Genomic DNA, 13,804 nt, shown 5'->3' on the forward strand with positions numbered 1-13,804 from the left:
CGTTAGTTTACCCCTCTTTTACCACGGTGAGATCCTGATTAAATGAGTGACGGTATTTCTTCACATATTCGGAAGGGTTCATTCCAAAAAGCTTGACAAATTGCTCTCTGAAGTACTTTACATCCCCAATTCCGACCTCGAAAGCGGCCTGGTTAATGGTATAATCTTCTTTTAACATCAACATTGCGGCTTTGCGAAGGCGGATAGAACGGATAAATGCATTGATCGTTTGCCCCGAAATGGATTTGACCTTCTTATATAAGCTGGAATGACTCATACCAATGGCCTGGGTAAAGGTCTTAATGGAGAAATCTTCATTCCCCAGGTTGGCTTCTACAATACTGATGCAATTATTGAGAAAATCCCGGTAGGCGGCGGGTACTTTTACGGTGCTCTTTTGTAAAGTGATACTATCCAGGAAATACTGGCGGAGCAGGTTCCTGTTTTTCAGGAGGGTCTGCACCTTCGCCAGCAAGAGGTCCTTATCAAATGGCTTGGTAATATAATCATCTGCCCCTTCTTCTATCCCCTTGATTTTCAGATCATGGGCAGATGTCAGGAGGATGACGGGAATATGGCTGAGCGCTTCCGTGGTTTTGATCTTCGTACAAAGTGCAAGCCCATCCATGCCCGGCATCTGTACATCACTGATCACCAGGTCGGGCAACTGCTCCTGCACCATGGCAAATCCATCATCCCCGTTGGCTGCTTCATATATTATATAATGGTCTGAAAATAATTGCCGGAGGTAAGCCCGGATATCAGCATTGTCATCAATGCAAAGCAGGGATTTTTTCTCAGTCACCATTTCTTCCAGCTGGAGCTTCTCCTCTTTTTTCACCGGCAGCGTCGTTTCTTCCATCAGTTCCTGCAATATGGCGGAGCGCTCATTGGGAGAAAAGTCATACCCAGCCAGGTGCGCCATACCCTTGCGCAGCCGGATCACGAAGGTAGTACCTTCCTGTAAACGGCTATTGTAAGTTATACTCCCCCGGTGACTTTCTATAAAATGCTTCACCAGGTAAAGGCCGATCCCAAAACCAGTTTGTCGCCCACCTACCCGGCTGAATTTTTCAAAAATGCGGTTACCGGTGGAAATCGGAATGCCACAACCTGAATCCTGGATAGCAATCTCCACCTCTGTGGATAACTCCCGGATCTTGAAAGTGACCTTTCCCCCATCAGGTGTAAACTTGAATGCATTTGACAGCAAATTGAAAATCGCGATCTCCATTTTCTCATCATCTACATACATTTCGATCGGACTTTGGGGAGCATCGAACTGGTAGTCGATATTCTTTAATCTTGCCTGCTGAGAGAAACATAAAAAAACCTCTTTACACAATTCCACGAAGTCCATCCGGTTGATTTTCAACCTATCATTACCCGAATCAGCCTTCCTGAACAGGAGTAACTGATCCACTAAACTAAGTAGTCTGCGTGCGTTTCGGTACACAATACTGAGTTCCGGATCCTGGGTGTATGCTTTAAGAGGATTGATAATCAGGCTTAAAGGAGTTCTAAACTCATGCGAAATATGAGTAAAGAAAGATAACTTCTTCTCATTCAGTTCTTTTTCCTTCTCATTCTCCAGGTGTGCCAGTCGAATTTCATAATGGAGGCGTTCCTGCCTGGAGCGATAGCTCATAAAAACATATAATAAACCACCTATTACGAGCGTGTATAAAGTGTATGCCCACCAGCTTCTGAACCAGGGGGGTAATATAATGATGCGGATGGTACTGATGGCAGTTCCCCATTGCCCTTCGGCATTGGTTGCTTTGATCCTGAAAATGTAGGTACCTTCCTGTAAACGAGTATAAGTAGCCGTACGGGATTCCCCGACATAGTTCCATTGTTTATCCCAGCCCTCCAGCCGGTAGGCATAATTGATCTTGTCAGGAGAGGTATACTCTAAGGCCACAAAGTCCAGGGAAATCGCCGCTTTATCGTAAGGGATCCTCAGTTCTTCCACATTTTCAAGCGCACTTTTAGAGATAAACTTGCCTTCCTGCTCAACAGGCGTATTGTTAATCCGGATCCCTGTGAGGAATACCGGCGGCTGGGTTGTCTGTTCATAAATGCTATCCGGGAAAAAGACGTTGAAGCCCTTGATCCCTCCAAACATACATTCACCATTGCGCAGCTTCAGGGCAGCATTATAGCTGAACTGGTTGCTTTGCAGGCCATCAGATTGCGAGAAACTGCGACAAACCTTCGTTTCGGGATCGAATCGCGCCAGCCCATTGAAGGTGCTGAGCCAGAGATCCCCGCTATTATCTTCCAGGATCCGGAGAATGGCATTGCTGGGCAGACCATCGGATGCTGTATAACGGATGTACTGACCATTTTGCCGGTTGAATTGTAATAAACCACCCCCATCAGTACCTACCCAGAAGTTCCCTTTTTTATCTTCATGAATACTGCGAACCGTATAACCAATGTGGAAAACCTTGTGTTGTTTATGTACACGGTCTATGGAAATGAGATCCTGGTAATTGCCACCCCAGAGGTGACCCCGGGCATCTTCGGCCAGGGATTGGATATTGACAAGGGTATTATCAAACAGCTCGAACTGGTTGGTAGCCCTGTTAAAAGTATAAAGCGTACCGTTATTGGTGGTACTGGCCCATATCTGTTTTTGGGCATCTTCGTATACCACCCATACATTGTTTTCAGTAGCACGGGTGATCGGGTTATTACATTGAAAATGCTCGAAGGAGTTACTGCCTTTTTTATACCTGTTGATACCCCCAAACCAGGTAGAAACCCAGATATCATCCTGCGCATCGCGGAGAATACAGGTGATGAAATTACTGCTGATAGCGTTAGACCTGGAGGCATCGGCAGTATAAGCCGTGAATTGATTATGCGGTCTATCCCAGTGCTTCAACCCTCCCCCGTCAGTGCCGATCCAGATATCATTATTATCCCCCTCACAGAAGGAAAGGATGAAATTGCACACGCTATTTTCTCCATTGAAGCGATGGAGTTCGAATGGATTCCGACGAGCTGACACAATGCTGATACCGCCTCTCAAAGTGCCAATCCACATACGCCCTTCCCTATCTTCGTATACGGCATATACTGCATTACTGTTCAATTGACACTTATTAATATTTTCATGCGAAGAGACAATGAAGACACCTGCCCCATCAGAGGCTACCCAGATCCTGCCGTTTTTATCCATGCACAGGCCTACTACTTTGTTATGGGTCTGGATATAGTTTTCTGAATAATCATTTTTAGTGAGGTCGTAACGAAAAAGGCCATTGTCGGTACCCAGCCACAAGCCTCCTTTTTGATCACTGCGCAGGCAGTTGGCCTGGCGAATGCCCTGGTTGATGATGGTGAGAGATTGGGTTTGCGCATTGAATTTACAAAGGCCGATGTCCTGCACAAATACATAGGCGGTATGATGGTCGAAGTCGATCGCTGTTACTTCGTAATTGGTGATGGTAGTGGTATACTGAATAATAGGAACCTGGATACCAGCATACACATTTTCATGAAATAACAAGAGGCCGTCGCGTTCGGTACCTGCTAATACGGTTTTTCCACTATCGCCTGCGCGGATAATGTGGATAACGCCGATTTCAGGACGGGGCGTGCTGCTTTTATAAGGTGTAAATCTGGCAGTATTAAATTGTTCATTGACAGGATTGAAGACACTGATCCCCTTGCGGCCCCCGAGCCAGATACGGTGCAGGCGATCACCTTCAATTGTGAAATTACCATTGTCATTGAGAGAAGTTGTGTCACCAATCTTATTGCGGAAAATGCGGAATTTATAGCCATCAAAGCGGTTCAGACCATCATAGGTACAGATCCACATAAAGCCTTTGTAATCCTGGTATACATTCATCACGGCATTGTTGGAAAGGCCGTTTTCGATGCCAAGGTTTTTGATAGGTTCGTCGTTAGCGTATAGGTTGTTGTATAAAAAGCAGCAACAGAACGGCAATAGCATCCGGAACAATTTCATAACGTGCACGTTTTGGTGGATTGTAAAATAAGAAATGATTCTTTATTTATCAATATTTTTGCATCATAATTCACTGCACCCTAATTCTCATCCGTTCAAATAAGCTACACGAACAGGCACAATTTTACACCGCCTTAAGAGTTGAGTTTGAATATCACCAACATGGCAATGGGCCTTTGTACGATGCGAGTATAGATACAAAACCTACTTTAGAGATTTATCCGCTGTTAAAATCTCAGACTATACCAGACCCAAGTACAGAACTGGGCTTCACAGTTGAGAATCCTGGTAATATTGTGCAATCGGTATTATCATTAGGAGGGAAATTGGTGACACACGGAGCAGACAGTCCATGGGATTATACCGTCGTTATTGCAGACCTGGACAGCAGAAAAATAGAATTAGTACAATCAAAATTGTACTGCGCGCAAAGAATAATATTCAATTACCTATCCCGCTCTCTCAACGGAAAATAATGTTCTACAGCCCATATAATTTTCTTCAATGCTTCTTCAGATAAATCCGGTGCTGTTTCAAAAGCAGGTTCCTGCCCTTTTTCCCGAAGTAATAAAAACTCATCTTCCTTGTAGCGTATACGCATATGCGAAGTACCCTGCAACTTCCTCATATAGATAACAGCGCTATCAATTGTAATTTTTCGTCCCGTCATAATACTCTTGTATTAAGGATATAGGTATGGGGTATCATTATAAAATGGTAAGAATGGTTTTGGTTTTAACATGCCTGAATGGGCATTGCTACTATTAGATTGTTGTAGCTCACTTGAATATTCACAATAAAATCTGGTCGAATGTAAATCTTTTTCTCAAATCCTGGGGGATCGCCCAATAAATATTTCACTCAATTGCCCCAATTTGGCACCATAGGTAAATGGCTTCTGAACAGGCAAAAATATTACATGTATCCGGCAATAATCTTCGGCAGCTCCGGAAAGATAAGCTGCTCACATTACCTGAACTGGAAGGGAGCACTTTCTTTAAGTATATTTTGATTTTTATTGAAGCATAAAAAATCATTATGCAATTAATGTCTGAACCGTAAAGGATTCATCGACCGCATCCAGTCTCCATCATGCAATTTCCGTTGATGCAATAAAAATCCAATCACGATCAATATACCTGCAACACCCTCTGAAAACACGACTGCACTCACACCAAACTTCTCAGCCAGGCTACCCATTACCAGGCTACCTATTGGCAATACACCCTGGTAGGCCATGATATAATAACTCAGCGTTCTCGCCCTCATTTCAGAAGAAGCATGCGTTTGTAAATAGGTATTAATTGCAGAGTTCTGTACCATCAAACCAGCACCTGTAAAACCTGTCGCAATCAGGGCCAGCGTGATCTGGGAAGAAATCGCTAAACACACTACCGCTACTGCAAATAAAATACTGGAGAAAATAGCCAGTTGATTCAGATCCTTACCCGGTCTTAGCATCGCCATATACACGGCACCAAACAATGCACCTAATCCTGCTGCGCTTTCAAACCAGCTAAAGGTGGTAGCATTCCCATTAAACACATCTTTTGCAATGGCAGGTAACAGTGTTGTATATGGGATTACGAGCAAACTGGATGCTGCCAGCATTAGGATCAGTGAAGAAAGATCCGGAGACTCACGTAAATACTCATATCCTTTTTTCAAATCGGCCCAGATGTTCTCATCTGATTTTTCATGCTGTTTTATTTGCAGTTTCATCTGCAACAGGCAACCAATTACAAAGAAGAAACTCAGGAAGTTGATCAGGAAACAAATATCCTCACCAAAGGCACTTAATATAAATCCGGCAAATGCTGGTCCAACCAATCTTGCGGCATTAAATGCGGAGGAGTTAAGCGCAATCGCATTGGGCAGGTCTTCTTTATTATCTACCAGGTCTACCATTAATGATTGACGGGCGGTGGTATCGAAAGTATTTATAATCCCCTGCGCCAGACTCAGGGTAGCAATCATCATGATATTATAATAGCTTAACCAGACGATGAGTGCCAGGATCCCTGCCTGAACCATAAGTCCGATCTGGGTAATGAACACTATTTTGTATTTATCGTGCCTGTCAATGAAGCTGCCGGCATAAGGAGCAAGAATGAGAGAAGGGATTAAACTCAGGAAGGTGATCAGTCCTAACAAAAAGGTAGAGCCGGTGATCCGGTATACTAACCAGCTGATAGCGACTCTTTGCATCCAGGTACCAATGAGCGAAATGGATTGACCTGTAAAGTGTAATCTAAAGTTCTTGTGTTTAAGTGAACGAAATATGGTTGAATTATAAATAAATGACCTTACTATCCTCATATGCTAAACTAAATTGATAAAGTTACTTTACAAAAGTACAACTTTTCCAGGACTTCTATCTATGGGAAAAGTTAAAAACAGCCTGGAAATTGCATCAGTATTGGAAAAACAACGGCTATTTATCACCAAAATCAGCTAAAAAGCAAAACCTCGCAACTTGCAGGAAATTCAAAAAAACTAAAGTACCTTTGTTAAATGTCTAAAACCTATGAGGTAGCGGCCTCCCTGCGTAGCACCGTTACCCGCCTCACCAGGCAGTTGCGAAAACAAAATATCTCCTCTGCGTTCTCCAATGCCGAGCTCCTTACCATGGGCTTACTGGACCAGCACGGTAGCATGCTGCCCTCTGCCCTTGCAGACCTGGAAAGAATTTCCGCTCAGGCTATCTCTCAGATTATCAATAGATTAGTAGAAGCAGGTGTGGTAGACCGCGCTTCAGACGAGTCAGACAAAAGAAAAGTACTCATCACCCTCACTCCTGCCGGCAAGCAACACCTGGACGAAAACCGCCGGATCAAAGAGGAATGGCTCGTTAAAGCAATGGACAATTTATTCTCCACAGAAGAGCTTGCGCTCATCGAAGCATTCTTACCGCTCCTCCAGCGATTAGCCGAATACAACGGATAAGAACCACTTAATAAGCAGCCCTATCCAAAAATAAAATTATAAAGTTCCTATACGTTATAATATACTTATATTTGTATAATCAATAGTTTAAATCAGAAATTACAGGCAATCAGATACTTTAGTGTCTAAATTGGCATGAGCTAGAGTCAGCAAATGCCAGATTGTAGTAAAAACAATGTTATTTCATCTGTTTCCGGGCTCCCCTGTGCAGAAGATTAGCTTGATTATTTATCCGTCCTAGATCCTATGATGACTATGAAACATTTATTTACGCTTCTTCTATTATGCTCTTTGTCCACCACTACCATTCTGGCTCAGAATTACAAACAGGAGTTCGAAAAATTATGTGAACAGGGGGATACAATTAAACAAAAGAAATTGTTGGAAAAGTGGGAAAAAGGTCGTCCTAACGATGCTGAACTGTACATTGCCTATTTCAATTTCTACGTAAGCAGAAGTAAAACTGAAATTGTTACCAAAGTACCCCACCCTGATGCTGACAAAATACCAAAAGCCAAAAAACAGGCAGGATACACCAGCGAAATCGGTTACAGAGCCGAACCACTGGGCAGAGGTTTCAAATACATCAACGCTGGTATAGCCAAATACCCCGACCGCCTCGATATGCGATTCGGTAAAGTGTACATGCTGGGTGAAACGTATAAGTATGCCGCCCTCACACAGGAACTGGTGAACGTATTGAATTACTCCACTACCATCGAGAATAAATGGAGATGGACTGACAATAAATTCCTGGAAAAGCCGGAAGAATTCATGCTCAGCGCTATCCAGGAATACGTAGCCACCATCTACAACTCCGGCAAAAGCCAGGCTGATAACATGAAGGAAATAGCCGAAACCGTACTGAAATACTATCCTAAACACGTGGAAAGTCTTTCCGATCTCGGTATCGTCTACACGATGAAAGGTGATCTCAACATGGCGCTGAGATACTTCCTGAAAGCTACCGCCATAGAGCCGAAAGATTTCATCGTGCTCAATAACATCGCAAACATCTACAATAAAAAGAAAGATACTACCAATGCTGTGAAGTACTACGAACAGGCATTGAAATATGGGGACACAGAAGCGAAAGAACTCGCTAATAAAGAACTTAAAAGACTGAACAGGAAACCAGCCGATAAAACAACAACAACTGCTGCTAAAGCTAAAACAACTGCTCCAGCAAAGAAAACAGCGGCCACTTCCACAAAAAAAACGACCCCTAAGAAAAAATCTTAGAGGCCGTCAAAGTGTTTTACACGACGTTCTTTTACTTGATTGATTGTAAAAGATTGCAGAACTCTAACTTCTGATCCGATGTAAGGAAAGAGTTAGCTATTGTTTCATTGATTAAATCGCTGGTTAGAGAGAATTCATCATAAAGATCATTCTGTTCAACACCGTACTTTTTAGCGGTGGAAAATCTTACGGCCATTAAGATCTCTTTTGAGGGAACCTTTTTTTCTACCAGCAACGGTCTGATGGAATACAACATTTCATTATTGGCGATTTCCAACTTCTTTCGATAGTCGGTCTTCCCATTTTTGGAAAAGAAATGCCGTGTCATTAAAAAAACAATCAAGGAAGCCAAAATTCCAAAGATTGCTACGTAAACAGTGCTGTCTTGTAAGTGTATCATAGGTAAACTAAAAATGAGCGTATTAATACATTCAAAATATACGCAATGTATGGGGGATTAGTTTGATAAAAACCTATGCAATAAAGGAGATTTATATTGCAATTTTTACTTTTGCGTATCAAGTAACTGGATATCAATATGATTCCAGAAGGGTGTTATTTTTTTTGATGTAGGGCTATGAGTATATGTACTTAAAAGCAGAAGGCCGGATTTCGCTTTTGGCAAAATCCGGCCTTTCATGTGTAGCCCTGCAGACAGCTAGAAATGTGGTTTGCTGCCCATTTCTAATTCCAATGTGCCGCCATTCATAAGTTCTTTATGTGTGAAGAAAAGATCCTTCCGCTCCTTTCCATTCATTTTCACCCCCTGTACATATTTGTTTACAGCAGAACAATTATGTGCCACCAATGTAAACTCCTTTCCATGCTCCAGGTGCACCACTATCTTACTAAATATCGGGCTACCAATCGCATAAACGGGCTCACCCGCCGTTACAGGATAAAATCCCATCGATGAAAACACCACAAATGCACTCATTCCTCCTCCATCTTCATCTCCAGGTATCCCAAACACATTGTCTTTGAACCAGATATCCAGCAGTGAACGGATCATCCTTTGTGTTTTCCACCCCTTTCCTATATAATTATATAAGTAGGGAATATGAAATCCCGGCTCATTTCCCATAGAAAACTGCCCCATTAACCCGGTAGCATCCGGGAACTTTGCCCAGAACTGGTAACGGGGTCTGCCCAGCTCCGCATGAAACAGGGTATCCAGTTTCCGTTCAAAGTTTTCATTTCCCCCATACATGGAAATCATTCCGGGAATATTAAATGCCAGCTGCCATTGATACGTCCAGCCATTATTCTCATCATAATAATCCCTGCCTCCGGCACCTCCATCCCATCCCGGATCAATATCAATCCACTCCCCTTTCTCATCCCTCGGCATAAAAAATTGCTTGTCTCCATTCCACAGGTTCATATAAGCCTTTGCACGCTTTCCAAAAAACACAGCATCACTATCATGCTTCAATTCCTTTGCTAATTGGCCCAATGCCCAGTCATCATAACTATGCCCTAAAGTCAGGGCCACCGACTGCCTCTTTTCAAAGGTATCTACTGTTGCGACCATTTCCTTCTCCCCTGGATGCAATGCCGGGTAATAGCCATGCTGAAAATAGAATATATCCAAAGACGTTAGTTCCCCATTTCTCCAGGGCAGCATCGTAGCTTGCCTGGCATTCTTCTTCATGCCCTCATACGCCTTGTCTATATCTGCAATGTGCAAGCCTTTTCTATAAGCATCTAAAAATATAATGGTGGAATGAAATCCATTCATACAGGCATGATCGCCAAACAAGCGCGGGAACTGTGGCATCCATCCACTCTGCTCATACATCCGTACATACGATGCCAGCATATCTTCTTCCTGGTGTGGATGCAATATCATGCGCAGCGGATGTAACGCCTGGTAAGTATCCCATGCTGCATCATCTACATAAAAAGGCCGCACATCTGCATGTACCTGTTTATCATAACCACTGTAATACGCACCTTCTTCACTGATATTTACCATGCGCTCATGACAACGATACAGCGCAGTAAAAAACGAACGGCGCTGCGCTTCCGTTCCACCTTCCACACTAACCTGGTTCATGACCCTGTGCCATGCAGCTTTCGCCGTTGCTGTTATTTCTGTGAACCCCTTTCCCGCCAGCTCCTGCTCAAAACTCACTTTCGCAGCAGCTACACTGATATAAGAGATGGCATATTTCAAAGACACCACGCTGTCTTTAAACGTTAGCGCAGCATCGTAAGGATGATCAAACTGCCCATACAGATATACTTTCGTATCACCATGATACAGGCTGGTACCTGAAATCTCCCCATTCCCGTTCAGCTCCCATTTATCCACAGGAGACAACAATATGCGATGTGCTGCATGTGCAGGGTAGGTAAACCTGTACACGCCGCATTTTCTACCTGGCGCGTATTCTACCTGGATCTGATCTTCCACCAGCCAGTTACGATAATACCACGGATGAATTTCTTCCAGCTCATGATCATAGCGTTGTTTCCTTTCCCATCGTGTACTATCCGTTACAGGCTTGATGCAAAATACTTCTCCTGCATTGTGCCCGACTACCTGTAGTGGGAATGCAGAGATCTGATCATCGGTATAATCTTTTCGTAAAGGATATACCCTGATCATTTGATTAGGCCGGTGCAATTGAGGTCTGGTAGGCTGTAATAGTGGCGCGATGTTACCAATCGTTGGGTCAATATAATTTTCGTTTTCCGCTGGCGTTGCCGGGCGACAACAACACAGCATTAAAAGTGGAATAAGTACAACAGGTCGCACAAATATTTTTTGAAAGTAAAGACAAAAAAAAGCTCCCTCCCGACGGGAGGGAGCTAAGGTTACCATAGGATAGCATAAATTATTTCGCGCTAATGATTGCCATTACAGGGAAGTGGTCTGAAGGTTCTCTTGCAGTAAACTTCTCTAAGCCTACTTCTTTAGGGAAGTTGCCAGAATCAGTCTTACCTGCATCCGCATCTTTGCTGCGATAAGAATCTGTCAGAATACCATACTTCTTTACTTTAAACTGTTTGGTCAGGAAGATATGATCAATACGGCTGTCCGTCATACTGTTTGATTTGAAAGCATTGAAAGTACCGTTCAGCGCATAGCGGATTGCGGTGGTTTCATATGCATCTTTCAGTAAGCCTGAATTATTGATCAGCTGATAAGATTCACTGGTCTGGTCTACGTTGAAATCACCTGTCAGGATAGTAGGTGTTTTACCTGCCATCGCTTTAATCTTAGACATCACCAGTTTCGCACTTTCAGCTCTTGCTACTACACCCACATGATCCATGTGGAGGTTGAAGAAAAAGAAAGTGAAACCAGTTTTGATTTCCTTGAATTTACCCCATGAGCAAATTCTTGGCAGCACGGCATCCCATCCTTTATTAGGTTTATCAGTTACAGTAGACATCCAGAAATCACCCTTTTCAATCAGTTTGAATTTAGCGGTGTTATAGAAGATAGCAGAATGTTCTCCCTGATCTTTTCCATCATCACGACCTACACCGATGTAAGCATAACCAGGCAGGCTTCCTTTGATATTCTCCAGCTGATCTTTCAGACACTCCTGTGTACCGAAAATATCAAAACCGTGAAACTGGATCAACGAAGCAATCACCGGGTAACGTTGTTGCCATCCATCGCCATTCTCAACATCACCATTGTTCTGGTTGTTGTTGCGCATGTTGTAAGTGCCTACCGTAAATTGCTGTGCATTGACAGCGGCGCTCATTACGGCAAAGCAAGCCATCATAAAGAACCATTTTTTCATCTGCATCTATTTTATGAAATGATAATTACAAATTCTCCCATCCAGGATTCTGCACCAGTTTTGTGTTCAGCTGCAGTTCTGTGTATGGTAATGGGTACAGGTAGCGGAAGTCAGCCCAGTTTACCCTGGCAATGTTATCCAGCCACTTGATCTCTCCAGAGTTGCCATGAGACAACTGTGTAGGATTGGTTACACCACTCACAGTAGGCGCTACACTGATGTAGGTCACACCACTTACCTGGGTAGCAGGCAGTGTCTGGTAGAAACATACATCCATTACGCCATCACCATTCAGGTCCATTGGTACATCCAGCGCTGGTACATACATACCATTCCATTGCTGTACCAACAGTTCACCATCATTCCATCTTACCAGGTCATAGTAACGGAAACCTTCCAGTACCAGTTCTATACCACGCTCTCTCCTGATCTCCAGGACAGTCGCATCGGTAGGATCTCCAGCCTTGTTAAAGTAATTGGTAACTAAATACTGATCAGCTACTGTTGGTTTAGTAGTAGTACCACTGGTAATACCTGCTCTCTTTCTCAATGCACCTACTGTAGCTGCCCAATCGGCATCAGTCAGTGTATTCAGCTCAGCTTTGGCTTCCGCATAATTCAGCAGCATTTCTGCATAACGCATGATACAGATGGAATTTGTATTGTTGGACCCTCCGTCATAATAGGTGTCATCAAGACTCCATTTCTTAGGCATATAGCCGGTGTAAGTATAAGAAAATACTGGCGGAGCTGCAACAGTTTTTCCATTATCGGTACGGGTATAGCCACTTGTGCGTATCGTCTGTGACAAACGCATATCCCTGTTCTGTGTTTCCTGCGCAAATGTTTTGGTTTCATAACCAGCTACATCTGTGAATGGCGTACCATCTATATTCAGGTAAGTGTTAACAAACTTACGTGTTAAGCTCAGACGTACCCCATAAGTAGCACTGGTATAATACCAGTTCGCATCATTAAATACTGACAGCGTGCTGCTTGCTACGTTTGCCAGCATAACTTCTGACGCTACAGGAGCTGCACTGATGAACAGCTGACGGTAAGAAGCACCGGTACCACCAGCTTGATTCAGGCTAAAACCACCCTGATCCATTACCACCTTAGCAGCATCAGCAGCAGCCTGCAGTAAAGCAGGTGCACCAGCGGCCAGGCCCAGTGATGTATGGTATTTTCTATAAGTACCTTCGAAAAGGCAGATACGTGATTTCAGACCATAGGCGGTATACTTCGTGATCTGGCTGGCAGTAGCATCAGTAGCCAGTGTGATGTTTGCTGCAGCATAATCCAGGTCAGCGATGATAGAATCAATCACCTGCTTGCGGGGAGAACGTGCCGCATACAATGAGCTGTCTGCAATACCCAGTGGTGTACCAATCCAGGGTACATCACCATAACGTTTTACTTTATCAAAGTAGAACCATGCACGGAAGAAACGTGCTAAACCATTATAGTTGTTACGGATGGTTTCTGATACAGCAGGATTGTTATTGTTTGCCAGGAAATAATTGATGTTACGCAGTTTGGTCCATTTCCAGTTATCAATTTCCGCCTGTACACGTGAGTTGTAAGCGCCATCACGCAGAAAATCAGGTACCGCATTTACAGCACTGTAATCTGCCATGGCGTCGCCTCTGAACACATCGCCCATAGCAGGCAGTACATCATAAAATGAATTGGCGTATAATTTCAGACCGGCTTCGTTACCGAAGATCGCATTTCTGTCAGCAGTAGATACCGGACGCTGTTCCAGTTCTTTTGAACAGCTGCCTGCGAGTACCCACAACACCAGCGCCATCGAGGTCCATTTCAACCGGGTAATATATTTTTGCATTGTTGCTTGTTTTAAAAT

9 protein-coding genes are annotated in these 13,804 nt (G+C 43.5%); 2 read left to right on the plus strand and 7 right to left on the minus strand.

Annotated features, from left to right (window positions below; translation table 11 throughout):
* Window positions 1-7: 7 nt before the first annotated feature.
* From U0033_RS15860 to U0033_RS15870, 3 genes are all read right to left on the minus strand, one after another.
* Complete coding sequence (locus U0033_RS15860; protein ID WP_072359370.1) at window positions 8-3,985, minus strand: hybrid sensor histidine kinase/response regulator transcription factor; 3,978 nt, start codon at window positions 3,983-3,985, stop codon at window positions 8-10.
* A 445-nt stretch (window positions 3,986-4,430) separates the two neighbouring features.
* Window positions 4,431-4,655, minus strand: coding sequence for a hypothetical protein (locus U0033_RS15865; RefSeq protein WP_143150669.1), 225 nt, complete (start codon window positions 4,653-4,655; stop codon window positions 4,431-4,433).
* Between the two features lie 374 nt (window positions 4,656-5,029).
* Window positions 5,030-6,304 carry an MFS transporter gene (locus tag U0033_RS15870; protein WP_072359374.1) on the minus strand — a complete coding sequence of 425 codons (1,275 nt, stop codon included), beginning with the start codon at window positions 6,302-6,304 and terminating at the stop codon, window positions 5,030-5,032.
* Window positions 6,305-6,499: 195 nt separating this feature from the next.
* Here U0033_RS15870 and U0033_RS15875 point away from each other — a divergent pair, with 195 nt between their 5' ends.
* Together U0033_RS15875 and U0033_RS15880 are read left to right on the plus strand one after the other, a co-directional pair.
* On the plus strand, window positions 6,500-6,931 hold the full coding sequence (locus U0033_RS15875) for a MarR family winged helix-turn-helix transcriptional regulator (protein WP_072359375.1): 432 nt from the start codon (window positions 6,500-6,502) through the stop codon (window positions 6,929-6,931).
* Window positions 6,932-7,186: 255 nt separating this feature from the next.
* A complete protein-coding gene (locus U0033_RS15880) occupies window positions 7,187-8,173 on the plus strand; it encodes a tetratricopeptide repeat protein (RefSeq protein ID WP_177318579.1) in 987 nt (328 codons plus the stop codon).
* A 31-nt stretch (window positions 8,174-8,204) separates the two neighbouring features.
* Here U0033_RS15880 and U0033_RS15885 read toward each other — a convergent pair whose 3' ends face one another.
* From U0033_RS15885 to U0033_RS15900, 4 genes are all read right to left on the minus strand, one after another.
* Window positions 8,205-8,573 (minus strand): hypothetical protein, encoded by a 369-nt coding sequence (locus U0033_RS15885; RefSeq protein WP_072359379.1) that lies wholly within the window; start codon window positions 8,571-8,573, stop codon window positions 8,205-8,207.
* A gap of 258 nt (window positions 8,574-8,831) precedes the next feature.
* The gene (locus tag U0033_RS15890; RefSeq protein ID WP_072359381.1) at window positions 8,832-10,907 is read right to left on the minus strand and encodes a GH92 family glycosyl hydrolase; all 2,076 of its coding nucleotides are present in this window, start codon (window positions 10,905-10,907) and stop codon (window positions 8,832-8,834) included.
* A gap of 109 nt (window positions 10,908-11,016) precedes the next feature.
* Entirely contained in the window at window positions 11,017-11,937 is a 921-nt protein-coding gene (locus U0033_RS15895) for an endonuclease/exonuclease/phosphatase family protein (RefSeq protein ID WP_072359663.1), read from the minus strand.
* A gap of 25 nt (window positions 11,938-11,962) precedes the next feature.
* Window positions 11,963-13,786, minus strand: a complete 1,824-nt coding sequence (locus tag U0033_RS15900; RefSeq protein WP_177318580.1) for a RagB/SusD family nutrient uptake outer membrane protein — start codon at window positions 13,784-13,786, stop codon at window positions 11,963-11,965.
* Between the last annotated feature and the right edge of the window lie 18 nt (window positions 13,787-13,804).

The sequence above is a fragment of the Chitinophaga sancti genome (genome assembly GCF_034424315.1).
GTDB lineage: Bacteria > Bacteroidota > Bacteroidia > Chitinophagales > Chitinophagaceae > Chitinophaga > Chitinophaga sancti.